The sequence below is a fragment of the Pseudomonas sp. UBA4617 genome, assembly GCF_002386445.1.
Lineage (GTDB): Bacteria > Pseudomonadota > Gammaproteobacteria > Pseudomonadales > Pseudomonadaceae > Aquipseudomonas.
Genome location: NZ_DGIR01000027.1, coordinates 204227 through 229859 on the forward strand (window position 1 = coordinate 204227; position 25633 = coordinate 229859).

At 64.3% G+C, this 25633-nt stretch carries 10 protein-coding genes and 1 pseudogene; 6 read left to right on the top strand and 5 right to left on the bottom strand.

The window, feature by feature from the left end; all coding sequences use genetic code 11:
- Complete coding sequence (locus B4L76_RS13435; RefSeq protein WP_296233119.1) at positions 1 to 2472, bottom strand: UvrD-helicase domain-containing protein; 2472 nt, start codon at positions 2470 to 2472, stop codon at positions 1 to 3.
- A gap of 220 nt (positions 2473 to 2692) precedes the next feature.
- On the opposite strand from B4L76_RS13435, the gene B4L76_RS13440 reads away from it, so the two are divergent.
- The gene (locus B4L76_RS13440; protein ID WP_296233120.1) at positions 2693 to 3391 is read left to right on the top strand and encodes a pirin family protein; all 699 of its coding nucleotides are present in this window, start codon (positions 2693 to 2695) and stop codon (positions 3389 to 3391) included.
- Positions 3392 to 3448: 57 nt separating this feature from the next.
- Here the strand turns inward: B4L76_RS13440 and B4L76_RS13445 are convergent, their stop codons facing one another.
- A complete protein-coding gene (locus B4L76_RS13445) occupies positions 3449 to 3937 on the bottom strand; it encodes an isochorismatase family cysteine hydrolase (RefSeq protein ID WP_296233121.1) in 489 nt (162 codons plus the stop codon).
- Between the two features lie 202 nt (positions 3938 to 4139).
- Positions 4140 to 15233, bottom strand: coding sequence for a peroxidase family protein (locus B4L76_RS13450; protein ID WP_296233122.1), 11094 nt, complete (start codon positions 15231 to 15233; stop codon positions 4140 to 4142).
- A gap of 551 nt (positions 15234 to 15784) precedes the next feature.
- On the opposite strand from B4L76_RS13450, the gene B4L76_RS13455 reads away from it, so the two are divergent.
- The 4 genes and pseudogenes from B4L76_RS13455 to B4L76_RS24355 form a co-directional block, all read left to right on the top strand.
- Positions 15785 to 17521, top strand: coding sequence for a type I secretion system permease/ATPase (locus B4L76_RS13455; RefSeq protein WP_296233124.1), 1737 nt, complete (start codon positions 15785 to 15787; stop codon positions 17519 to 17521).
- A 6-nt stretch (positions 17522 to 17527) separates the two neighbouring features.
- Positions 17528 to 18868, top strand: a complete 1341-nt coding sequence (locus B4L76_RS13460) for an HlyD family type I secretion periplasmic adaptor subunit (RefSeq protein WP_296233126.1) — start codon at positions 17528 to 17530, stop codon at positions 18866 to 18868.
- Between the two features lies 1 nt (position 18869).
- A complete protein-coding gene (locus B4L76_RS13465) occupies positions 18870 to 20198 on the top strand; it encodes a TolC family outer membrane protein (protein WP_296233127.1) in 1329 nt (442 codons plus the stop codon).
- Positions 20199 to 20260: 62 nt separating this feature from the next.
- Positions 20261 to 20437: pseudogene (locus tag B4L76_RS24355) on the top strand (class I SAM-dependent methyltransferase); the annotation flags it as partial.
- On the opposite strand, the gene quiC reads toward B4L76_RS24355, so the two are convergent.
- Positions 20434 to 22341 carry a 3-dehydroshikimate dehydratase QuiC gene (gene quiC, locus B4L76_RS13475; RefSeq protein WP_296233207.1) on the bottom strand — a complete coding sequence of 636 codons (1908 nt, stop codon included), beginning with the start codon at positions 22339 to 22341 and terminating at the stop codon, positions 20434 to 20436. The pseudogene B4L76_RS24355 and the gene quiC sit on opposite strands and share 4 nt — an antisense overlap.
- Before the next feature lie 288 nt (positions 22342 to 22629).
- Here quiC and B4L76_RS13480 point away from each other — a divergent pair, with 288 nt between their 5' ends.
- A complete protein-coding gene (locus B4L76_RS13480) occupies positions 22630 to 24003 on the top strand; it encodes an MFS transporter (RefSeq protein WP_296233128.1) in 1374 nt (457 codons plus the stop codon).
- 37 nt (positions 24004 to 24040) lie between these two features.
- Here B4L76_RS13480 and B4L76_RS13485 read toward each other — a convergent pair whose 3' ends face one another.
- Complete coding sequence (locus B4L76_RS13485; RefSeq protein WP_296233129.1) at positions 24041 to 25453, bottom strand: DOPA decarboxylase; 1413 nt, start codon at positions 25451 to 25453, stop codon at positions 24041 to 24043.
- Positions 25454 to 25633 lie beyond the last annotated feature (180 nt).

Sequence of the window (25633 nt, forward strand, 5' to 3'; positions counted from 1 at the left end):
TCACTGCCCGCGCAGGTCTTCGAAGAAGGCCTGCCGGCCTTCCACCTGGCTCGAGGCGCGCGGGGCCGTCGCGGCTTCACCGTTGGCAGCTTCGACATGCCAGTAACAGTGCTGTACCGCACGGGTCACCGCCACGTAGGCCAGGCGCTGCACTTCCTCCTTCTGCGCCGTGTCGAACGGTTGCGCATCGCCAGGCTTGCCCAGCCCGGCCTGGCGATACACCTGGTTCTTGTACGGTGAGCTGGTCAGGTACTGGCAGTCGCCCAGCATGAACACCGCGTCGGCCTGCAAGCCCTTGGCACTGTGGTAGGTCAACTGGCGCAGCCGGCGCTGCTCGGCCGGCAACGCCGCCTCGGCCTGCAGCACGCTGTGCAGGTGCTCGTTCATCAGCGCCCGGTCGCTGCCCTTGCGGTACAGCATCATGACCGTCTCGCCACGCTGGTAGTGCTCGATCAACGTTTCCCCCAAAGCGGCCTCGTCACGGTCGAACACCTTGACCGGCGAGCCCGGCAGTTCCGCCGCCGGGCCACTGGCCCTGGCCCTCTTGCCGGCAATCGCCGGGGTGCCCTTGACCAGGTGCTCGGCCGCATCGATCACCTGCTGCTGGCAACGGTAATTGTCGACCAGCATCACCCGCGTGTTGGCCGGCGACGGGAAGGCCTTGGTGAACTCCATGAAGTACTTGGGCGAACTGCCCCGCCAACCATAGATCGACTGCCAGTCGTCACCCACGCACAACAGCGATGAATGCCGGGCATTGCGCCCGTTGTACATGGCCGGCCCGCGCCGGCGAATCTCGGCGAGGCTGGCGCGCAGCCAGCTGACGATCTGCGGCGATACGTCCTGGAACTCGTCGATCATCAGGTGCGCCAGTGGGCGTAGCAAGGGGTCGGGCAGCAGCTTCAGGTTTTCCGGGTTGTTCTCACCGAACAGGGCGAACATGCGGTTGTAGCTCATGACCGGTGGCGACTGGTCCAGCAGGTGCGCCTCCAGGGCCTTCCAGTACAGGGCCAGGGCCTCGAAGAACAACGCGTCGCTGTCACCGGGCGGAAAGCTCATCGCCGCCACGGCAGGGTTGACCTCCAGGCCGAGGTTCTCGATGAAGTTGGCGGCGCCGACGAAGGCATCCAGCAGCGGCGCCGGCGCCAGCTCGCCCTTGACCTTGTATTCGAAGCCGGGGCCGGCCACCGCATCACCGGCCAGCGAAGCGGCCAGGCGCCGGGCCATGGCATAGTTGTCGAGCCAGATCAGCGGCCGGTCGCAGAAAGCCTGCAACAGGGTACGTTTGACCGCCCACTCGGCGCGCACCGCCAGCTTGGCGCCGGGGCGCTGGTACTGGGCGCTTTCTGCCGGGTCGAAACCCAGCACCACCAGCGGCCCGTGGCCAGCCAGACGGCCATGCACATGGAACTGACTGCCACGGATCGCGACCGTCTCGCGGCAGGGTTCGATGCCCTTGATCGGCCAGGCGCCGGCGGCGAACCACAGGTCCTCGATCACGTCACACAGTTCTTCGTCACGCTGGGCGGCCAGTTGGGTCACCTGCGCGCGCTTCTGCACTTCGGGGTTGTTGGGGTCCAGCGGCTTCAGTTGCAGGGCTTCGCTGCGCAGCAGGCCGACCAGCTCGGCGAAACGCGGGCTGCTACCCAGTAAATTGCTGTAGCACTGGTTCAGTTGCTGGCGCTGGGCGTCGTTCAGGCGCAGGTCGAACGGGTTGCTCTCGGCATCGGCTTCTCGCCCGGCGGGCATCTCGTTGCCCAGCGTTTCGAACGCACGCACCTGGGCAAAGCCCGGCAGGCTGCGTACCAGTGGCAGGATGCGCGAATGGAAGGTGCGCACCAGCTCGCGCGCCTGCGCTGCCTGCAAGTCGACCTGCCACAGGGCGAAGACCTGCATCAGGCGCTTGATGAAGTCCTTGCGCGACTCGCGGGTGAAGGTGACCACGGTCATCGCATCCAGCTCGTAGCCCAGGTAATGGCGCAACAGCAGGATGCGCAGGACCAGCGAGGTCGACTTGCCCGCCCCGGCCCCGGCAACCACACAGGTGGACGGCGTGTCGCTGAAAATCAGCTTCCACTGCGCGGCACTGGGCTGGGCCGCAGCGGGCAAACGCTGGGCGACATCGGCCTTGAAGCGTTTTTTCAGCTCGGCAGTCAACGGCAGGCGCCAGTCATCGAACAAATTCTCGTCCTGACCGGGGACGGCGGCAACCTCGGGGCGAGTATCGCGAATCACCAGCACCTGGCGCCCGGCCTCATAGCCCTCCACCCGGCCGCGCTCGAAGCCCTCACGCATGCCCTCGGCATGGCCGCTGCGCTGGCCGCTGACATGGCCGAGGAACCATGACTCGCGGTGCTGCGCCCCCAGGCGGGTCAGGCCGCGGCCCAGCAGGCGCGCCGCCAGGCGGCGAAACCAGGGTAACTGGGCAGGTGGGGTAAGGTCGGCTGGGGCCTGGGTTTGCTCGTGGGCCACGGTCACTCCGGTGAAAACCAAAATCAGCGGGCATGTTCGCCGCAACGACCGAAAATCGCCAGCGAATGCTTGCAGATCAGTGAATTAGGCGATGAAGCGGGCAAGCTACGTCACTTTAAACATCTATTTAATCGATCATTTTGAGCCGATATTTACGCTTATTTTCGATCTTTAGTTGACGCATCATGGCCCCATTCCACTGATTCAAGGAGCAACGACCATGCTGCAACTCCGACCCTTCGAAAGCCTCGGCCACGCCAATCACGGCTGGCTCGATGCCCACCACCACTTCTCGTTTGCCGAGTACTATGACCCGGCGCGCATGCACTGGGGCAACCTGCGGGTCTGGAACGACGACCTGATCGCTGCCGGCAGCGGCTTCCCACCGCACCCGCACCGCGACATGGAAATCATCACTTACGTGCGTGAAGGCGCGATCAGCCACCAGGACAGCCTGGGTAACAAGGGCCGCACCGAAGCCGGTGACGTGCAGGTGATGAGCGCCGGTACCGGCATCGTGCACAGCGAGTACAACCTGGAAGACGTCGATACGCGCATCTTCCAGATCTGGATCGTACCGGAACGCACCGGTGAAGCCCCGCAGTGGGGCACCCGGCCGTTCCCCAAAGGTGAACGCGGCGAAGGCTTCGTGACCCTGGCCAGCGGCCGCGCGGGTGACGAGGACAGCCTGCAGATCCGTACCGATGCCCGCCTGGTGGCCGCCACCCTGCGTGCGGGTGAAACCGCCGAGTACCGCTTCGATGCCGCACGCCGGGGCTACCTGGTGCCGGCCAAGGGGCTGGTGGAGGTCAACGGGCTGCGGACCAGGGCGCGCGATGGCGTGGCGATCGAGCAGGAGGAGGTGCTGCGGGTGACCGCCATCGAGGACAGCGAGATCGTGCTGGTGGATGTGGCCTGAAGCCCATACGCCTGCTTGGTTGGCGCGATTACAGGAGCGCAGGCCAGCGACGGTTTTCTACTGGCCGCGTGCGGCCAGACCTGCAAGCACCTCGGCGGAAGTAGTGACCTGGCGGAAGTGATGCTTCCACAGCTCGATGCCCAGCTTGCCCGACCGGTCCAGCGATGAGCCGACGGTCATGTCGGTGACCAGGGTGGGCATCAACCCCGCGTCGAACAGGGCGAAACCGGCCGCCAGCACACAGGTTTCGGTCTGCAGCCCACACACCAGCACGCGCTCCACGCCCAACTCGCGGATGTACGCGAGAGCCTCGGCGCACTGCCCGTAACCATGCTTGACGAATACCTGGTCGGCCTCGACCAGGCTTTCGTCGTCGGCCGCCGGATGCCAGCCGAGTTGGCGCTCGAACGGGGTGACCTGTTCGTCGTGCAGTTCGACCGAGGCAATGGTGGGTATGTTCGCCGATAACCGGCGCAGGCCATCGACCAGCCACTCGGGCGGACTGAAGGTGGACTGGACATCGACAATGAGCAAAACCTGGCGCATGGGCGGATTCCGGCAGGGGCAAAAAGGCGCGGAGTATAGCGTGATCACATTGCGCTGGCGCTGGCGTTGAACCGGCGCGGCCCGTCACGACACAAAGCCGCTGTTGCAGGCGCTACGCGAACGCTTGCAGCAGCGGCCTTCTGCCGCGACGGGCTGCCCGGAAGCCCGTGCATTTCAAGCCAGCAGCTTGTCTCTCGGTTCCTCACACCGACAGGTTGAAGTCCGCCGCAGTCACTGTGGTTGCATCCGCCACTCCCACCAGGCGAATAGAGTCGTTGGCACCGATGCTGACCAGCGTATCGTCGCCGACATCGGCGATGGTGACGTTGGCGGCAAAGGTGGCCGCGGTGATGTTGAAGGCCGTGATGTCCAGCCGGTCCTGGCCGCCGATTGCATTGCTGTCGAAGTTGATGATCAGGTCATTACCGAAGCCTGCGGCGAACTGGAAGATATCATTGCCATCCGTAGCCATCATGGTATCGTCGCCTGCCCCGCCGTTGACCGTGTCATCACCAACCGCACCGTTGAGGAAGTCACTGCCGCTGCCACCGGAGAGGGTGTCGTTGCCATCACCACCAAACAGCGTGTCATTGCCTGCGCCACCATTGAGGACGTCATTGCCAAGGCCGCCATCGAGGCTGTCGTGGTCGTCGCCACTATTGAGGGTATCGTTACCGATGCCACCGAGCAGCTGGTCGTTGCCCGCCCCACCAGTGAGCAGGTCATTGCCAGCCCCGCCTCTGATGATGTTGTCCAGCGTGTTACCACTACCGTTGAAGTTACCCACCCCGGTAAAGGTGAGGTTTTCGATGTTGCCGGACATGCGGTAGCTGGCCAGCGTAGTGAGCACGGTATCCGTTCCGCCCGCAACGACCTCGATCAACCCATCCCCGGCATTATCCACCACATAGGTGTCATCGCCGAGACCGCCCACCAGGCGGTCGGCACCCGCGCCACCATTGAGCAAGTCGTTGCCAGCGCCTCCTCTGATGGTGTTGTCCAGTGTATTACCAGTACCGCTGAAGTCACCCTGCCCGGTATAGGTCAGGTTCTCGATATTGCTGGTCATGCGGTAGCTGGCCAGCGTGGTGCGCACGGTATCCGTACCGCCAGCAGCAACCTCGATCAGCCCATCACCAGCGTTATCCACTACATAGGTGTCATCACCGAGACCACCAACCAGGCGGTCCGCTCCCGCACCGCCATTGAGCAGGTCGTTGCCAGCGCCGCCGGTGATGATGTTGTCCAGCGTGTTACCGCCGCCGATGAAGTTACCCGCCCCGGTATAGACCAGGTTTTCGACATTGGCGCCCAGGTTGTAGCTGGCCAGCGTGGTACGCACGGTATCCGTACCGCCCCCCGTAGCCTCGACCACCGCATCCCCGGCGTTGTCGACCAGGTAGGTGTCGTTGCCCAAACCACCGACCAGGCGGTCGGCACCTGCACCGCCGTTGAGCAGGTCATTGCCAGCGCCGCCGATGATGATGTTATCCAGCCCGTTACCGCCACCGATGAAATTGCCCACACCGGTAAAGGTGAGGTTTTCGACGTTGGCACCCAGGGTATAGCTGGCCAGGCTGGTCTGCACCAGGTCGACACCGCCATTGAGCGCTTCGATTACCCTGTCGCCGACGTTGTCGACCACGAAGGTGTCATTGCCACCACCGCCGGTCATGGTATCGGCGCCAAGCCCGCCGTTGAGGATGTCGTTGCCAAGGCCGCCAAACAACAGGTCGGCACCGTCCAGACCGGAGATCACGTCGTTGCCCGCACTGCCGCTCAGTACATCCGGACCGTTGGTGCCTACCAGCGTCAAGGCAGGCACTGGCGCGGTTGCCGCTGAAGTTACTGCCTCCTGCGCGCCGAAGCCATCGGTGTAGCGCACGATCACCCGCAGTTGCTGACCTCCCTGATCCAGGCCCGGGGTGAAGGTGACCGCAGTGGCACCGATGATGTTGGTGAAGATGCCGCCAGTACCTTGCTGCCACTGGAAGCTGAACGCACCCAGCCCGTCCAGGTCGGCAATACTGCCGGTAAGTGCCGTCAGCGTCTGCCCCAGGGCTGGCGTGGTATCGCTGATCAGCACGGCACCGCCAGGTGCATCATTGACATTGGCCACCGGGTCGAGGATGTCGGAAGCAATGCTTTCCTGCACCCCGAAGTCATCCACGTAGCTGACCACTACCCGCATGTTCTGCCCCACCTGGTCCTGGGTAAGGACGAAGGTGCTGCTGATGGCGCCAGCAATGTTGACCCAGCCAAGGCCTCGGTTGGACTGCCACTGGAAGGTGAATTGGGGGTTGCTCAGGCCGTCGGCATCAACGATGGTTGCCGGGTTGACGGTGAGGGTCTGGTTCTGCACCAGCAGCCCGGTCACGGTCGGCCCGGCGCTCGGAGCGCTGTTCGGCGCCGAATCGACGATTTCCAGCGTGCCCTTGGCATCCTGGTACACCCCGCGTACGCGGATGTTCAGGCCCGCCACATCATCCGTGACCCGGTAAGTGGTGCCGGTAGCCCGCGACACTTCTCCGGCAGCGACAAAGGTAATGTCTTCATAGACGCCCGAACCTGGCAGCGTCTCGACTTGCCAGTAGTACGCCACAGGGCCGTTGACGGCACCGCTCGCATTGCCGGCGCCGACATTGTCGGCATCGTGCACCGCCAGGTTGCTTACCCGCAGCAGCTGGCCGCTGACCGAGGTGTCATTGCGCAGCCCGGTGGCAGCGTCGAGGATTGCCAGGTTGCCGGTCGGCCCGGCGTTGACGGCAGTGCCCACCCCGGAAGCCTGCGAGCTGTCCGAGAACTGCAGGCGCTCGATGCCGGTCAGGCGGTCGACGCCGTCACGGCCTGCTACCAGGTCGGTAACGATCACCGCGTTGCCATCGACCACCACGCTGTAGTCGCTCGCTACCCCTGAGAACACTGCCGTGTCATAGCTGTCGGTGCCGTCGAGGATTTCCCGCACGATCACCAGCTGGCCCGGGTTGTAGGTGCCATTGAGCATCAGCGGCACCATCGCCTCCATGCTGTCGTAGCTGGCGATTTCCGGGCCGGTCCCGTCGCTGTTGGCGCGCACGCTGATGCGCACGTTCAGCCACTTGTCACCGTCGAGGACATCGTCGCCGCCACGGCCTTCGATCAGGTCGCTGCCGCTGCCGCCGAGGATGATGTTGCCACCGTCGTAGAACGTCGCGCCGGCGGCCAGCAGGCCCGACAGGCCGTTGATCAGGCCAATGTTGGTCAGCACGCTGCCGTGGGCGCCGTTGGTCGGCAGGCTGGCAGCGTCTGCGTTGTCACCACGCAGGAAGTCGCCATGCGCCGACCCCGACAGGCCTTCCATGATATCGAAGCGCACCAGGGTAGAAGCGCCCGAGCCCGGTACTGGCGGCACATCGAAGAAGCGGTCGCTGTAGTCGATGGTCACGCCCTGGGCCAGGCCCTTGAAGGTCGCCCAGTCGTAGCCGGAGCCACCGATGTAGCGGTCACCGAAGCCCAGGCTGCCGACCATGATGTCATCGCCGCCTTCACCGTTGAACTTGTCGTTCTCGTTGCCGCCGATGAACACGTCGTTGCCGATGACCGGGTCGTTGCCGAGCGGGTCGAAGTTGTCGCCAGGCGCACCGTCCGAGGTGCCCTTCTCGATCCAGTCGTCGCCTTCGTTGCCCATGTCCTGCTCATTGGCCTTGCTGCCCAGGATAAAGTCGTTGCCCTGGCCGCCAATGGCTTCGGAGGCATCCTCACCGGTGACGATGAAGTCATTGCCGAAACCGCCGATGATCAGGTTGACGCCATTACCACCGTGCAGCACATCGTTGCCGTCGCCGCCCTGGATATTGTCGTCACCGCCCATGTCGCTGATGATGTCGTCGCCGGCACCGCCACGCAGCTGATCGTTGCCGTCGCCACCCTCGATGCGGTCGTTGCCGCCATCGCCCCAGACCGTATCGTCACCCTCGCTGGACACCAGGATGTCGTTACCCTCGGTGCCACCCAGCACGATGTGCTCTGCACCGGCATAACGGATGTAGTTGGTGTCCGGGCCAGCCGTGAGCGGGCTGTCGCGGAACACCACCTGCTCGCCGTTTTCGCCCAGTGGGTCGACATTGCCCAGGCCTTCGTTGAACTGCTTGCTCTGGTCCACTTCCAGGTAGAAGCCTGGGTCGGAGAACACCAGGCCCGGCAGGTGGGTGGCCGAGGTGTTGGCCATGATCAGCTTGGCGAACGAGTTGCTTTCCAGCTCGGCGTTCATCGACAGGCCGGCAGTGCGTTCCAGGTAGTAGAAGCGGTCGCCGTCCTGCAGTTTCTCCATCTGGTTTTCGAACACGAAGTTGAAGGTGGTGCCGAGCATGCCGCCGAACGGGGTTTTCGCTTCGGCCAGGCCGCCAATCCACAGGTCGATGGCATCGACCCCGGTCACGGTCACCGCGCGCAGGTCATCGACAGTGCCCAGTACGCCATCCTTGCCAGGCAAGGTGACGTTGGCATAGGCGCCAGTGCTGTTGAGGAAGTCCAGGCGATCGGCTGGCGCGCCGTCGCCACCGAACACCAGGGCCATGGCTGCCGCACGCTTCTCAAGCAACGTGGTGGCGTCGGTGATGGTGCTGTGGGTGCCGTAGGCGGCGATGAAGTTGATCAGCGACTCCGGATGTTTCAGGTGCTGCACCAGGTCGACCCAGCTGGTGTACGGCTTGAGCTGGGTGTCGCCGGTCTGCGCATAGATGTCGCGACGCACGGCATTCAGCGAAGGGATGCCAACGTCGCGGCCACGGGCGATGTTGATCGCCGGCAGGTCAAGCGGCAGGCCGAGCAGGTTGTTGCGCAGCGCCTCGGTGACGAACTCGTCGATTTCGTTGCCGGCCTGGCGGGTGACCCCGCGCACGATGGCGCTGGTGGCATCCTCGGGAGTGACGCCACTGGCGGCATACGCCAGCGGGTTGAGGAACGCCGCGATCAGGCCCAGTTGCTGGTCCGGGTTGGCACTGGCCGGGTCCTGGATGACGTTGAAGTCGACATCGAAGCGGTCGACGGTCTCGGTCAGCATCGAGTGGCCGAAGCGGTACACGGTGTGGGCGAACTCGGCCACGATCGATGCATCGAGGTCGACGTCGTACACCTGGGTCGGGGCAAAGAACAGGTCGACCCGTGGTTGCACGGTGCGGGCGAACTCCTCGAACACCAGGTGCTGGTACTGCATTTCGGTACCGAACTTGGCCGCCTGGAACAGCCGCTCGCCATTCCACACCAGCGCGTCGATCTCGGCCTGGCTGGCCGGCAGCGCGGTCAGCGGGTTGAGCAGCCACTCGTTGAGGAACGCCAGGTCGCCCGAATCGAGCACGGTGTCCTTGGTCTGTGCCACCAGCCGATTGTGCTCGGCGTGGAAGATCGCATGCACGGCGGTCAGGCCGATGTTTTCATTGACCCGGCCGTCGCCGGCTATGTAGTGCGCATCCAGCAGTTCATTGTCGTAAGCCAGGTTGGCACCGGTCTGCGGGTTCACCGGCACGGCGTTGCCGGTGTCGGTGTCGGCATCCGGCACCAGCACCCCAGCGCTGAACACCGGTACGGCATTGTGGGCGATGTCGGCGAGGAACTGGTGGCCGGTACGCACGGCGTTGGTCAGGTCGATCGGCGCCGCCGGGTTGCCTTCGACCTGCTGGTCGTCGGCCGTGCCGGCAATGCCATCAGCGCCTTTCATGATCACCATCGGGAAGCCATTGGGCCCCTTGATGAAGTTGCCGTAGGCGTCGGTTGCCAGCAGCGGTACGTTGTCCACATCGGCGTCGGTCAGGTTGATGCCGAGCACGTCGCGGGCCTGGGCCTTGACTACCTTCCAGGTCGCCATGCCGCCGATTTCGGTGTCGTCAGCGGTACCGTAGCGGCCGTCGGCGCCCAGGTCCCGGTTGGTGATCAATTGGCCGGTGGCAACAGGCCCGCCATCGGTCAGCACGTAGCCGCGCAGGAACACCTGGTGCGAAGGATGAGAGCTGTAGGTCTGGTTCTGGTCCACGAACGGCGTGGTGGTATTGGTGTGCTCGCGAATATCGTCGGCCGTGCCAAGCACGCCATCCGCGCCGGGCAGGTTGGTGGCCCGGGTGACCACCATGAAGTTGGTGAAACCGCCCTCCACGTACAGCGGGTCATCCGGTTTCAGCGGGATGTAGATGGTCCCCGAACCGCCCTTGGTCACCAGGTCCAGGCCATGGTCGAAGAACTGCCCGAAGAAGGTCATCCAGGCGTTGAACGGCGCGGACAGGCCAGCATCGGCGGCAGTGTTCTCGAACAGGTACACGTCGTGGTCGTCGGCAGTGCCGAACTGGCCGTCCAGGCCCGGGCTGGCGACGATGCGCACGCCATCCTTGAGCACGTCGTCATTGCCAGGCGTGCCGAAGTTGAGCACGCCGTCCGCACCGGCGTCATACGCCGTGGCATAGGCGGCCGGGTTGTTGGAGGTCTGGTCGACGACCAGGTTGCTGATGGTGCGCGGCTGCGAATCGAACACCGGGCCGCTGGTCTGCTGGTACGAGGAGCCCGGAATGGCTGGCGAGCCGGGGCCGAAGAAGCCGGCCGGTGCGCCTTCGGCCGGGTTGAACACCGGGTCGGTCACGCGCGGGAAGACGTTGTCGGCGGCACCGAACCCGGTATTGTCGATGCCATTGAGGTTCATCAGGTTGTTGTTCGAACCGTCGACCGCGCGCAGGCCCAGTGGCGCGCGGATGTTGGGCAGCAGCGAGAGGATGTCCGCCCCGTTGGCATCGGCCTCGGCGATCTTGATCTGGTCGAGGATGAAGTTGAGGTCGGAGCGCACCATGTGCAGGCCGGCGCCGCCGGCAGTGGCATCCACCACTGGCGTGGCTGGCGTCGGTACCACAGGCGCACCCGGCTGTACCACGGTCGTGGGTTGCGAGAACAGCACCTCGGTGGTGCCGTGGGCGTCCTGGTACATCGCCTTGACCCGCAGGCTCAGCCCGGCCAGGTCCGGCGACACCTTGAAGGTGGTGCCGTCGGCGCTCTGGAACGCCAGGTCGCCGGCCGGCAGCAGGATGATGTCCTCGAACACACCACTGCCGGGGGTGGCCTCGAACTGCCAGTAGTACGACACCGAGCGGTCGGCGAGCGTGCCGAGCGGGTTGGCGGCGCTGATGTTGTCGGCATCCAGCACGCCGGCCACGTTCACCGTCAGCACATCGCCCACGGTAATCGCACCGCCGTTGCCGTCGGTGATGGCCGGGCCGCCGGTGGGTTGGACGTTCAGCCCTTCCACCAGCACGCGCTGGCTGTCGGCGAACTGCAGGCGTTCGATGTGCAGCAAGGTATCCACGCCATCGCGACCCGCCACATTGTCGGTCACGGTCCACACATCATCGGCAGTGTCGAGCGTACCTTTGGTGTTCTGCGTCACCGTGTACTCGCCCTGCAACCCGGAGAACACCGCCGTGTCGAAGGCCGCACCACCGCTCGAGGTGCCGGGCAGGATCTCGCGCACGGCCTTGAGCTGGCCGGGGTTGTAGGTGCGGTCGAGCATGAACGGGATCATGTCGGCCATGCTGTCGAAGCTGGCGATCTCGGGGCCGGTGTGATTGATGTCATCCGCGGCATACACGGCGATGCGCACGTTGAGCCACTTGTCACCGTCGATCAGGTCATCGCCGCCACGGCCTTCGATCAGGTCGCTGCCATTGCCGCCCAGCATGATGTTGCCGGTGGCAAAGCCGGTGGTCGGTAACCCGGCATCGGCCAGAAACTGCTGCAGGCCGCGAATCAGCGCAACATTGGTCAAGGCGCTGCCGGTGGCACCACCATGGTTGAGGATGGTCACGGCATCGACGTTGTCGCCCTTGAGCACATCGGCGAAGTTCGAACCGGACACGCCCTCCACCTCGGCAAAGCGGTCGAGGATGGAGGCCGGCGATGCGCCGACCGGGTTGAACACGCCAGCGTTCTGGTTCGGCGCGTTGCCATGAGGCTGAGCCAGGGCGGCCAGGGTCAGGTCGACGGTGACGCCGACCTGGTCATTCTTGTTGGTGATCCAGTCGAAACCGGACATGCCGTCCATCTTGTCCTGGGCGTCACTGCCGACGAAGATGTCGTCGCCACCCTCGCCGATCATCTCGTCGAAGCCGGCGCCGCCGACGAAGATATCGTTGCCGACCACTTCGTCACCCAGCAGCGGCGCGAAGTTGTCGCCTGGGGCACCGTCCTGGGTACCCTTCTCGATCCAGTCATCGCCTTCGTTGCCGGTAGGTGGCAGGTTGGTCTTGGCGCCAAGAATGAAGTCATCGCCCTGGCCACCGAAGGTGGTGGAGATGTCTTCGGTAGTGATGATGAAGTCCTGGCCGTTGCCGCCGAGGATCAGGTTACCGGCCACCAGCATGCTGCCGGCGACGATCACGTCGTTGCCATCGTTACCTTCCAGGCGGTTGTCGCCGAACGAGTCGGTGATGATGTCGTCACCGGCGCCACCCAGCACCGCGTCATTGCCTGCGCCGCCTTCAAGGGTGTCGTTGCCGGCATCACCGTAGACGGTATCGTCGCCTTCACCGGAGATGATGATGTCGTTGCCGGCGGTACCACCCAGCACCACATGATCTTCACCGGTGTAGTGCAGGAAGTTGCTGTCGGGGCCCACGGTATCCGGGTTGTCGCGAATCACCAGCGGTACGATTTCTACCCCGTTGACCTGGATCCCGCCAGTCGGGTCGGCCCGGCCATCGGCGCCCAGGCCGGTGAACTGGTTGGCCTGGTTCACCTCGAGGGTGAACGTTGGCGTGAGGAACACGGTGTTGGACAGGTGGGTCACGTCGGAGTTGAGCATGATCAGCTTGGCGAAGGAGTTGTTCTCCAGCTCCGTGCCGAAGTTGAGGCCCGCCGTGCGCGCCAGGTAGTAGAAGCGGTCGCCGTTCTGCAGGGCTTCCAGTTGCGTTTCAAAGACGAAGTTGAAACTGGAGCCAAGCATGCCGCCAAACGGCATCTTCTGCTCGGCCAGGCCGCCGACCCAGAAGTCGATGGCATCGACACCGGTCACGGTCACGCCGCTGATGTCATCGGCGGTGCCGGCGATGCCGTCAGCGCCGGGCAGCGTCACGTTGGCATACGCACCCGTGCCGTTGAGGAAGTCCAGGCGGTCGGCTGGCGCACCGTCACCACCGAGCACCAGCGCCACCGCAGCGGCGCGCTTGTCGGCTTCGGTGGTGGCCCCGGTGATGGTGCCGTGGGTGCCGTAGGCCGCGATGAAGTTGATCAGCGACGCCGCGTGCTTGAGGTGGTCGGCAAAGTCGACCCAGCTGATGTACGGCTTGAGCTGGCTGTCGCCGGACATTGCATGGAATTCACGGCGCGCCTCGTTCAGGGTGGGAATACCGGTGTCGCGGCCACGGGCGATGTTCAGTGCCGGCAGGTCCAGCGGCAGGCCAAGCAGGTTGTTGCGCAGCGCCTCGGTGACGAATTCATCGATCTCGTTACCCAGTTGACGGGTAACGCCACGGATGATCGCGCCAGCCGCCTCATCGGCGGTGGCCCCACTGCCGGCGAAGGCCAGTGGGTTGAGGAAGGCGGCGATCAGGCCAAGCTGCTGGTCGGGGTTGTTGGGGTCGGCGGATAGCGGGTTGAACGCCGGGTCGAAGCGGTCGACGGTTTCAGTCAGCATCGAGTGGCCGAAGCGGTACACCACGTGGGCAAACTCGGCGAGGATGGCCGGGTTGATCGAAGTGTCGTAGCCGTTGGGGGCGAGAAACTCGTCGATCTGCGGCTGAATGGTGCGGGCGAACTCTTCGAACACCAGGTGCTGGTACTGCATCTCGGTGCCGAACTTGGCAGCCTGGAACAGCCGCTCGCCATCCCATACCAGCGCAGCGATCTCGGCGGGCGTGGTGGGGATGGCGGTGACATCGTCGATCAACCACTGGTTGAGGAACGCCAGGTCGCCAGCCGCCAGCAAGGTGTCCTTGGTCTGCTGCACCAGGCGGTTGTGCTCGGAGTGGAACACATGGTGCACGGCGGTCAGGCCGATGTTCTCGTTCACCCGGCCGTCACCGGCGATGTAGTGGGCGTCGAGCAGTTCGTTGTCATAGGTCAGGTTGGCGCCACCCGGCCCTACCGGCTGCGCATTGCCGACGGCGGTGTCGGCATCGGCCTGCAGCACACCGCCCACCACCACGGGCGCAGCATTGTGGGCAATATCGTCGAGGAATGCATGCCCGGTGCTCACCGCATTGGCCAGACTGATCGGTGCGGCGCGGTTGCCTTCGACCAGCGTAGTGACGTCGTCGGCAGTGCCGGCGATGCCGTCGGCGCCATTGCTCACGCGCATCACCACCTGCGGCATGCCGTTAGGCCCGCGCAGGAAGTTGCCGTAGGCGTCGGTGGCCAGCAGCGGCACGCGGTGCACGTCGGCGTCGGTCAGGTTGATGCCGAGCAGGTCGCGGGCCTGGGCCTTGACCACTGCCCAGGTGGCCATGCCGCCGCTTTCGCCGCTGCCATCGTCGCTGGTTCCGAACAGGCCATCGGCACCGAGGTCGCGGTTGGTGATCAGCCGCCCGGTCGCCACCGGGTCGCCGGCCGCGTTCAGCGTGTATTCGCGCAGGAACACCTGATGCGAGGGATGCGAGCTGTAGGTCTGGCTCTGGTCAACGAACGGTGACGTGGTGTTGGTCTGGCCGTCATCGGCGGTGCCCACCACGCCGTCGGCACCGGTGGTGCGGACGGCGCGCGACAGCACCATGAAGTTGGTCGGGCTGTTTGGATCGAACAGCGGGTCGTCCGGCTGCAGCGGGATGAACACGATGTCGGTGCCGCTCTTGGTAACCAGGTCCAGGCCATGGTCGAAGAACTGGCCAAAGAAGGTCATCCAGGCGTTGAAGCCGGCGGTCAGGCCGACATCGGGCGACACGTTGGGGATGAAGAACACCTCGGTGTCGTCGGCGGTGCCGAACACCCCATCGATGCCGGGGCTGATCACCGGCGCAGCGTCACCATTGGCCTCGACTGCGGCCGGGTTGTTACCTGTCTGGTCGACGATGAGGTTGCTGATGGTGCGCGGCTGCGAATCGACGACCGTACCGGTGCCGGCATAGTCACCGCTGAAGGAAGGGCTGAGCAGGCGCAGGAACGAGTTGTCAGCGGCACCGAACTCGCTTTGCCCGGTCACCAGGTTGTTGTAACTGCCGTCCACGGTACGCAGGCCGAACGGTACCTGGCTGTTGGGCAGCAGGTCGCTCAGGCTGGCGCCATCGGCGTGGGCTTCGGCGATGAAGATCTGTTGCAGGATGAATTCCAGGTCCGACTTGCTGAAATTGGCCATTTCGAATTGCCCTCGATCTGTCGGGAGATGACACACAGGGCAACAGGGTCCTTCCCGCGCCCAGTCAGTGTTGACGTGCGCAGTTTCTGGTTCGGGGTTCTGGGGGCAGTTGGGCACTACGGTTGTGCAATCGCCACTGGCCTCATCGCCGGCAAGCGGGCTCCCTCAGGAAAGCGGGAACCGTGTAAACGGTGCGGTACAGCTGTAACGCACACGCATCGACCCCAGCTCGCATGGGGGTCCGAATACACCAGACTAAAGTCGCAGAACAAAAGGTTGTCAATATTTCGTCAACAAATTCGCATGGCGATGATAACGCGCTGCAAATAGCTGTTTTTTTGGCACTTATAAAAAGTTCAATGTATTCATAGAGCAAAATGATATTACTGCGCGTTTCGTCGCAACCTACGCTCCAGCATGTGGGAGCAACGCAGCGTCTTGGACCATTTCGCCCCCAGAGCGAACCGCCTGCGAGCCGACCAGAAGCCACGACTACCGCTGTACGGGGCGCCGCAACGGCCTTCCCGTTTTGTGATGAAGGGAGGCCGCTGATGCACAAGTCGCCACGCATCCGATCCGAACTCGCAGAGGTGTTGTTTCGCCTGCGGCGCAGCTTTTTCGTCCTGGCCGCGTTCAGCGGCGTGATAAACGTCATGATGTTGACGCCATCTATTTATATGCTGCAGGTGTATGACCGCGCCCTGGTCAGCCGCAACGTCACCACCCTGACCATGCTTACCTTGCTGGTGATCGGCCTGTTCCTGCTGATGTCGGCGCTGGAGATGATCCGCACTCGCGTATTGATCCGGGTGGGCAACGGCCTGGACATGGACCTCAACCGGCGCATCTTCAGCGCCGCCTTCGAGCGTAACCTGAGCCGTGCAGGCGGCAACCCGGCCCAGGCCCTGCAGGACCTGGCCCAGGTGCGGCAGTTTCTCACCGGCAACGGCCTGTTCGCCTTCTTCGATGCGCCCTGGACGCCGATCTATCTGCTGGTCAGCTACCTGATCCACCCACTGCTGGGGCTGGTCACGCTGGTCGGCTCGCTGATCCTGGTGGCCTTGGCCTACCTCACCGAGAAAGCCACGCAAAAACCCTTGGCCGAAGCCAACCAGGCAGCCCTGTCATCGGCCAGCTACGCCAACAACAACCTGCGCAATGCCGAAGTGATCGAGGCCATGGGCATGCTGCCGGCGATCGGCAAGCGCTGGTACCAAGGCCACCTGCGCATCCTGCAGATGCAGACGCTGGCCTCCGACCGTGCGGCGCTGATCAGCAGCACCGGGCGTTTCGTGCGCATCACCTTGCAATCGGTCATCCTCGGTACCGGCGCGCTGCTGGCGATCGAAGGCAAGATCACCCCGGGCATGATGATTGCCTGCTCGATCCTCACCGGCCGTGCCCTGGGGCCGGTGGAACAGGTGATCGCCTCGTGGAAACAGTTGCTCGGCTGCCGGTCCGCCTGGGGGCGGCTGAACGAGCTGCTGCACGACTACCCGCAGCGGCCACCGAGCATGTCGCTACAGCGCCCGCTGGGCATGCTCGCCGTGGAAAACGTGATCGCCGGTGCCCCTGGGACCAACAACCCCATCGTACGCGGGGTGAGCTTCAGCCTGACCCCGGGTGAAAGCCTCGGCGTCATTGGCCCGTCGGCCTCCGGCAAGTCTACCCTCGCCCGCCTGCTGGTCGGCGTGTGGCCGGCCCAGGCCGGCAAGGTGCGCCTGGACGGCGCCGACATCTTCACCTGGAACAAGGCCGAGCTGGGCCCCTGGCTTGGCTACCTGCCGCAGGACGTGGAGCTGTTCGAGGGCACCATCGCCGAGAACATCGCCCGCTTTGCCGAAGTGGACAGCGACGCAGTCATTCGCGCGGCCCGCAGCAGCGGCGTGCACGACATGATCCTGCGCTTCCCGCAGGGCTACGACACCCGCCTGGCGGCCGATGGCACGCCGTTGTCGGGCGGCCAGAAGCAGCGCATTGCCCTGGCCCGTGCGCTGTACGGTGAACCTAACCTGGTGGTGCTGGACGAGCCCAACGCCAACCTCGACGACGTCGGCGAAAAAGCCCTGGTCGATGCATTGGCCGAACTCAAGGCACGCGGGGCTACCGTGATCCTGATATCCCACCGGCCCAATGTGCTGTGCGCGGTCGACAAGGTACTGATGCTGCGTGACGGTGCCGTGCACATGCTCGGCAGCCGCGATGAAGTGTTCGCGGCGTTGCGCAAGGCCAGTGTGATCCCGGCGGGCAGCGCGGCGCCGCTGGCTTCGGTAAAAGTACGGGAGTAACCGATCATGCAGATGACCCACCACGCCGAATTGATTCCTGCAGAGGCCCGCAATCTGATCGACCTGGATGCCAGCCGCCCGGCACGCTGGGGCATATGGCTGGTCATCGCCGGCTTTGGCGGTTTCCTGCTATGGTCGTGCCTGGCGCCACTGGATGCCGGGGTGGTGGCCACGGGCACGGTGAAGGTCACCAGCAATCGCAAGGCGGTACAGCACCTGACCGGCGGCACGGTCGAGGCGATCCTGGTACGCGAAGGCGATGTGGTGAAGAAGGGCCAGGAGGTGGTTCGCCTCGATGCGCTGCGCGCGGTGGCCGAACAGGGTGCGGTCAGTGCCCAGTACATCGTCAGCAAAACCGTGGAAAACCGCCTGGAAGCCGAGCGCGACGGCCGTGACACGATCACCTTCGACCCCGCCCTGCTCAAGCACTATCAAAACGACCCGCGCCTGCTGGCGGCCATGGACCTGCAGCAACGGCTGCTGGACACCCGCCGCGCCGGACTGGCCGGTGAGCTGAGCATCCTCGAGGAAAACCTGGCCGCCACGGCGGTGCAGCTCAAGGGCCTGCAGCAGGTGTATGGCGCGCGCGCCTCGCAGATCGGTTTCCTCAACCAGGAACTGCAAGGCACCCGGGTGCTGGCCGCCGAAGGTTATGTGCCACGCAACCGCCTGCTGGAGCTGGAACGCAACAATGCCGACCTGTCCGCCGGCCAGGCCGAAAACCTCAACAATATTGCCCGGGCACGCAGCCAGGCCACCGAGATCAAGCTGCGCATCCTGCAGCGCCAGCACGACTACCTGAAGGAAGTGGAGTCGCAACTGACCGACACCGCCAAGGAAAACACCACCTTGGCCGACCGCCTGCGGGCGCTGGACTATGAAGTGACCCACACCGTGATCCGCTCGCCGATCGATGGCATGGTCCAGGCCCTGAGCATCGCCACGGTCGGCGGCATCATCCAGGCTGGGGCCAGGATCATGGAAGTCGTGCCGCTCGACCAGCCGCTGCAGGTGGACGCGATGATCCCGGTACAGGCGATCGACAAGATGGTCCCCGGCCTGGATGTGGATATCGCCTTCCCTGCCTTCAACCATGCCCAGACGCCAAATATTCCAGGGCGGGTCAAGACCATTTCCGCCGACCGCCTGATGGATGAAGAAAGCAAGCAGCCGTTCTACCTGGCTCAGGTGGAGGTGACGCAGGCCGGCATGGGCCTGCTGGGCAGCAACCACATCCGCCCCGGCATGCCGGCCACTGTCACCATCAAGACCGGTGAGCGCAACCTGCTCAGTTACCTGCTCAAGCCGATGCTCGAACGCATGGACGCCTCGTTCAAGGAGCAATGACATGAATCGCCCGTGCCTGATGTTGTGCCTGTTGGGGTTGTCCGTACAGGCCAGTGCCATGGACCTCAAGCAAGCCTGGGACCTGCTGCAGTACCAGGGTCCGATCTACCGCGCTGCGGTTCACGAGAAAGAGGCCGGCAGCGAAAACCGCGCCATCGGCCAGGCCGGCCTGCTCCCGCAGATCAATGCTGCGGGCTACTTCAACAAGGTCAATGGCAGCCAGCGGCAGAATGGCCGGGACAGCGACCTGGACTACGATTCCAAGGGCGCCAACGTGCGCCTGCGCCAACCGTTGTTCAACAAGCAGAAGATGGCCGAATACCGCCAGGGCCAGCAACGTGCCGAATACAGCGTTGCGGTGTTCGATGCCAAGAGCCAGGACGCCGCGGTACGCCTGGCCGATGCCTACTTCGACGTGCTGCTGGCCAGCGAAACCATCACTTTGGCCAAGGCCAAGCTGAACGCCTTCGAGGAGCAATTGGCGTCGGCGAAGCGGCGCATGGAGCTGGGTGCCGGCACCATCACTGACATCGACGAGTCGGTCGCCCGTCGCGACCTGGCCGAAGCCGACCTGATCGAAGCCCAGGACAACCTGGTCAATGCCCGGCGCAAGCTGGAGGAATACATTGGTGAAACGCCGCAGTCGCTGACCACCTTGCAGCCAGGCTTCAGCACCCCGCCGCTGATGCCGGGCAACTTGCAGGACTGGCTGGTCAAGGCCCAGGCCGACAGCCCGCTGATTCATGCCCGTCGACACAACCATGCGCTGGCCGAGGAAGAAGTGAAACGCGCCCGCGCCGGGCACTGGCCGACCCTGGATTTCGTCGCGGGCTATACCGCCGGCAGCAGCCAGTCGATTTCCGAGCTTAACCAGCGCAACCATTACAGCTCGATCGGCCTGGAACTGAACATCCCGCTGTACAGCGGAGGTGGTACCAGCGCCCTGACCCGCCAGGCCAGCGCCAACAGCGCCAAGGCCCTGGATGAGCTGGACGCCACCCGCCAGGAGGTGATTTCCGGCACCACCCGGGAGTTCCGCGGCGTGCAGAGTGGCGCCTTGCGTATCCAGGCACTGGAAAAAGCCGTAGCCTCCAACGAACGCTCACTGACCTCGACCCGCAAGGGCTTCAAGGAAGGCGGCACCAGCACCAACTCGGATGTACTCAACGCCGAAGAGTTGCTGTATGACGCCCGCCATGACCTGTTCGAGGCAAAGCTGAACTACCTGATGTCACGGCTGCGCCTGGCGTCGTCGGTGGGCAGCCTGGGCGATGACGACATCCAGCAGATCAACGACTACCTCGGGCCGGAGCTGGTGGTGAGCAACTGAGTACCACCCGGTATTGCTGCCGCTTGCTGGATTTCGAGGCCTGCGGACTGGTCGGCACGGCGGTCACCGACCAAGCCATCCTGTTGGCCATCCTGGGCCGTCAACCCCAGCGTGTGCCGGACCGCGGCTGCGGTGAGGGCTGGTTGCTGCGCGCCGCGGGCGAGCGTGGCATCGAGGCGGCGGGTGTCGACGCCGAGCCGGCACTGCTGGACGCCGCGCGGGCTGCCGGCAGCGCTCAGAGCACCGGCTTGCGCGCTACGCCACTGCGTGCCTTGGCCATGGCCGCCAGGCGCACCGCCACGTTGGCCGCACCATAGCCGGCATAGCCGCTCTTGCGCTGGATGATCTCGAAGAAAAAACGCTCCTCGAACGGTTCGGTGTACACGTGGAACAGCTCGCCACCCTGCGCATCACGGTCGTACAGCACGTTGTAGTACGCCAATTCGCTAAGGAACTCGTCGTCGAAATCGAAGCGCGCGGCCAGGTCGTCGTAGTAGTTCAGCGGTATCTCCAGCAGTGGCACCCCGGCCAGCTTGGCACGCGCCACTTCACGGAAGATGTCGTCGCAATCGAACGCGATGTGGTGTACGCCTGAACCACGGTAGCTGGACAGCGCATGGGCGATCGCGGTGTTGCGGTTTTCCGAAATGTTCAGCGGCAGGCGCAAGGTGCCGCACTGGCTGCGCAGGGCGCGGCTCTTGACCAGGCCGTAGGGGTCGGGCAGCACCACTTCATCGTCGGCGGCGAAGTCGAACAGGGCCTTGTAGAACAGCACCCAGCTGTCCAGCGATTCAGCCGGCAGGGCCAGCGCCATGTGGTCGATGCGGCGCAGGCCACCGGTGGCGGTGGCGTTCTTGTCCAGGCTGAAGTCGGTGTCATACAGGGTCTGGCCGGCCGTACCCTGCTCCACCAGGTACAGCAGGCTGCCATCCGGCGCACGTACCGCCGGGACTTCGCATTCATTGGGGCCGACCAGGCCACGGAACGGCTGGCCACGCAAGGCAGTGGCCCGCTTCAGCGCCGCTTGCTGGTCCTTGACCCGCAGCGCAGTGGCGCACAGCGATGGGCCATGGGCCTCGAAGAAGTTGTGGCCGAAGGAATAGGGTTCGGCATTCAGGACGATATTGATATCGCCCTGGCGCAGCAGTTGCACCTCTTTGCTGCGGTGCTTGCCGGCTTCGGCAAAGCCCAGGCGCTTCAACCAGCTGCCCAGGCGCGCGCCAACGGCTTCGTCAACCGCGAATTCGAGAAACTCGACGCCGTCATAGCTGCTCGCCGCCGGTGGGGTGAACAGCACACCGGGTTCGATCGGCGTACCCTCCTGCTCCAGGTGCAGCCGGGTCTGTTCTTCAAGGTACAGCAGCGAGCGCAGGCCGTCGGCGGCATTCTGCCGCGGCGGTGCGGCGCGGAAACCGTCATTGAATATTTCCAGCGACAGCGGGCCACGGTAGCCGGTGGCAAGGATCGGTGCCAGGAAGCCGGCCATGTCCATCTCGCCCTGCCCCGGGAAACAGCGGAAGTGGCGGCTCCACTCCAGCACGTCCATGGCCAGGATCGGCGCATCGGCCATTTGCACGAAGAAGATCTTGTCGCCGGGAATGTCGCGGATCGCCTGCGGGTCGCCCTTCAGTGACAGCGTGTGGAAGCTGTCGAGGATCACCCCGAGCGATGGGTGGTCGGCCTGGCGCACCAGGTTCCAGACTTGCTGGTAGGTATTGACATGGCGGCCCCAGGCCAGGGCTTCGTAACCAATGCGCAGGCCGCGTTTGCCGGCGTGCTCGGCCAGCAGGCGCAGGTCATCGACCAGCAATTGTTCTTCACCCAGGGCATCGGCCTGGACGTTGCTGCACACCAGCACCAGGTCGGTGCCCAACTCCTGCATCAGATCGAACTTGCGCTCGGCACGGTCGAGGTTTTTCTGCAGGCGTTCGCGGCGGCAGCCTTCAAAGTCGCGGAATGGCTGGAACAGGGTGATGGCAAGACCCGCATCGGCACACATCTGCCGCACCTGGCGCGGGCTGCCGGCGTAATAGAGCAAGTCGTTCTCGAAGATCTCGACGCCGTCAAAACCGGCGGCGGCGATGGCTTCGAGCTTTTCCGGCAGGGTGCCGCTCAAGGACACGGTGGCGATCGAACGCTGCATGGCGGGAGTTCCTTGTTGTTGGAGGCTGACGGTGCCAGGCGGAGGAAAACCAGCGGTCACCGTTTCTGGCACGATCGATTATTCGCAGGTAGCGTCGGCGCTTCAATCTCTTTGTACGGAATGGTTAGTTTTGCGTTCGATTACCGCACAAAACCCGTTTTGACGAATTGCTACACCGCTGGCCCGTGGTCAACATGAACCACAACGCAGGCCCACCGACCGCTGCCCCCTGCCCTTGCGAAAGCGATGGCCGAACCTGCGCAAACAACAATAACAACGGAGACAACGATGGCTCACTCCAGCTCGCAAGCGAAAAAAGCGACCGCCAGTGGATGGATAGGCTCGGCACTCGAGTACTACGACTTTTTCATCTACGCCCAGGCCGCCGCGCTGATTTTCCCGCAGATATTCTTCCCCAACACTGACCCGAAAATGGCCATCATTGCCTCGCTGGCCACCTACGGTGTCGGCTACCTGGCGCGCCCGGTCGGTGCCTTCGTACTCGGCCACTGGGGTGACACACGCGGGCGCAAGAACGTACTGCTGCTGTGCATGTTCCTGATGGGCCTGTCGACCATGGCCGTGGGCCTGCTACCTACCTACCACGACATCGGTTACCTCGCCCCCGCCTTGCTGGTGGTATTGCGCCTGATCCAGGGCTTTGCCGTGGCCGGCGAAATCTCCGGCGCCAGTTCCATGATCATGGAGCATGCGCCGTTCGGGCGAAGAGGCTATTACGCCAGTTTCACCCTGCAGGGTGTCCAGGCCGGCCAGGTCCTGGCAGCAGCGGTGTTCCTGCCACTGGCCTACTTCATGCCGAGTGAAGCCTTCAGTGAATGGGGCTGGCGCATTCCGTTCCTGATGAGCGCCTTGGTGCTGGTGGCCGGCTTCATCATCCGCAAGGAAGTGCACGAGACCCCGGCGTTCGTGAAGGAAGAGAAACAGGACAAGGTCGCCAAGTCGCCAATCCGCGAAGCCTTCCGCCACAGCTGGAAACACATGGTGCTGGTGATGTTCATGGCCCTGATGAACGTCATCCCGGTGGTGGCCACCATCTTCGGTGCCGCCTACGCAGTGCAGCCGGCCTATGGCATCGGCTTCGACAAGAGCGTGTACCTGTGGATCCCGGTGGTCGGCAACATCGTCGCGGTGCTGGTGATTCCGTTCGTTGGCAACCTCTCCGACAAGATCGGCCGCCGCCCGACCATGATCGCAGGCTGCCTGGGCTCGGGCCTGCTGGCCTTCGTCTACCTGTATGCAATCAGCATCCACAACGTACCGCTGGCGTTCGCTACCTCGGTCGTCATGTGGGGCATGGTCTACCAGGGTTACAACGCGGTGTTCCCCAGCTTCTACCCGGAGCTGTTCCAGACCCGCTACCGCGTGTCGGCCATGGCCATCGCCCAGAATATCGGCACCATGCTGACCGCCATGCTGCCGGCGCTGTTCGCCCTGGTCGCCCCGCCCGGCTCGGACAACATCCCGCTGGTGATCGGTGGCCTGGCGTTCTTCATCACCTGCGTGTGCGCCCTGGCGGCCTACATTGCCCCGGAAACCCATCGCTTGGCGATGGAAGACCTGGGTAACCCGCAGGCCAAGCCGATGGAAAAAGAAGCGTATGAAGCCAGCCGCAAAGGCAGCCTGCAGGCAGTGAGCCACTGATGCATTGCCGGGGGGCGCTTTGCGCCCCCCGGCGATTTCAACCTTCGGCCACCGCCTGCAACCGCTGCCACAACCGCTCGACATCCGCCCGCTCGGTCGGCAGCGCCCCGATCGACACCCGCACCATCCAGCGCCCGTCCAGCGTCGCCGGCGTCACATAGGCATCCCCGGAAGCATTCAGCCGCTCGGCCCAACCCTTGGTATGCGCATCCAGCGCCTCGCCTTCCAGCCCCGCCGGCCGATGGCGAATGCACAAGGTCTGCAACGGCACGGGCGCCAGCACTTCCCAATTCGCCGCCGCATTGACCTGCGCAGCCAGCCACTGGGCATTGTCCAGGTCACGGCGCAACCGCGTCTGCAACGCTTCAACGCCCTCGCTACGCAACATGAACCACAGCTTAAGCGCGCGGAACCGCCGCCCCAGCGGGATGCCCCAGTCACGCAGGTTCTTCACCTCGCCATCCACCGCCGACTGCAGGTAGCTGGGGTTGGTGCTCATCACCCGTATCAGGTGCTGCGGGTCGCGCACGTAGTAGATCGAGCAATCGAAGGCGACGCCCAGCCACTTGTGCGCATTGACCACCACCGAGTCGGCCAGCTCGATGCCATCCCACATCCAGCGGCATTCCGGCAGGATCATCGCCGAGCCGGCCATTGCCGAATCCACATGCAGCCACAGGCCATGGGCCTGGGCGATTTCGCCGATCAGGCGCAGCGGGTCGAGGGCCGTGGTGGCGGTGGTGCCGGTAGTGGCTACCACGGCGCAGGGCTGGTTACCGGCGGCCAGGTCGTGTTCGATGGCCGCCTGCAGTGCTTGCGGGCGCAAGGCGTAGTGTTCGTCGGTCGGAATCAGGCGGATGTTGTCGCGGCCAAAACCGGCCAGCAGCGCCGCCTTGTCCACCGAGCTGTGGGCATGGGCACTGACGTAGACGACCAGCGGCCTGGTCTGGGCTTGCAGGCCACCACGCACCAGGGCGTAGTCGCTGGCGCGTTCACGGGCACAGATCAGCGCCACCAGGGTGCTGGTCGACGCGGTATCCTGAATTACCCCGCTCCACTGGTCGGACAGGCCGAGCAGCTGGCGCAGCCAGTCGAGGGTGGTTTCCTCCAGCTCGCTCAGGGCCGGGCTGGACTGCCAGGACAGGCCAAGCACGCCCAGGCCGGTGCTGAGAAAGTCGCCGAGCACCGATGACAGGGTACCGTTGGAAGGAAAGTAGCCGTAGAAATCCGGGTGCTGCCAGTGGGACAGGCCGGGCACCACCAACTGGTTGACGTCGTCGATGATCGCTTCGAAGGGTTCGCCTTGCTGCGGGGCGCTGCCGGGCAAGGCGGCCTTCAGGTAACCGGGCTCGACCTGGGCCATGACCGGGCGTTCGCCGACGGTCTGGCGGTAGTCGGCGATCAGGTCGATCAGTTGGTGGCCGTACTGGCGGAATTGTTCGGGGGTCACGTGGGGGCTCCTGTGGGTGGGTCGGTGCCTGTACTGGCCTCTTCGCGGGTAAACCCGCTCCTACAGGTACTGCATCGTTTGTAGGAGTGGGTCTACCCGCGAAGAGGCCGCTACAGGCAGCACAATGGCCCTAGTCTAGGCACCTGTCCCGAAGTGAATAACCCCGCCTTGCGCATACCT

What these genes read in the sequence shown, in the direction of transcription:
- B4L76_RS13440 (WP_296233120.1), top strand. Translation starts at nt 2,693, where the DNA reads ATGCTGCAACTCCGACCCTTCGAAAGCCTCGGCCACGCCAATCACGGC.
- B4L76_RS13445 (WP_296233121.1), bottom strand. Translation starts at nt 3,937, where the DNA reads ATGCGCCAGGTTTTGCTCATTGTCGATGTCCAGTCCACCTTCAGTCCG.
- B4L76_RS13450 (WP_296233122.1), bottom strand. Translation starts at nt 15,233, where the DNA reads ATGGCCAATTTCAGCAAGTCGGACCTGGAATTCATCCTGCAACAGATC.
- B4L76_RS13455 (WP_296233124.1), top strand. Translation starts at nt 15,785, where the DNA reads ATGCACAAGTCGCCACGCATCCGATCCGAACTCGCAGAGGTGTTGTTT.
- B4L76_RS13460 (WP_296233126.1), top strand. Translation starts at nt 17,528, where the DNA reads ATGCAGATGACCCACCACGCCGAATTGATTCCTGCAGAGGCCCGCAAT.
- B4L76_RS13465 (WP_296233127.1), top strand. Translation starts at nt 18,870, where the DNA reads ATGAATCGCCCGTGCCTGATGTTGTGCCTGTTGGGGTTGTCCGTACAG.
- quiC (WP_296233207.1), bottom strand. Translation starts at nt 22,341, where the DNA reads ATGCAGCGTTCGATCGCCACCGTGTCCTTGAGCGGCACCCTGCCGGAA.
- B4L76_RS13480 (WP_296233128.1), top strand. Translation starts at nt 22,630, where the DNA reads ATGGCTCACTCCAGCTCGCAAGCGAAAAAAGCGACCGCCAGTGGATGG.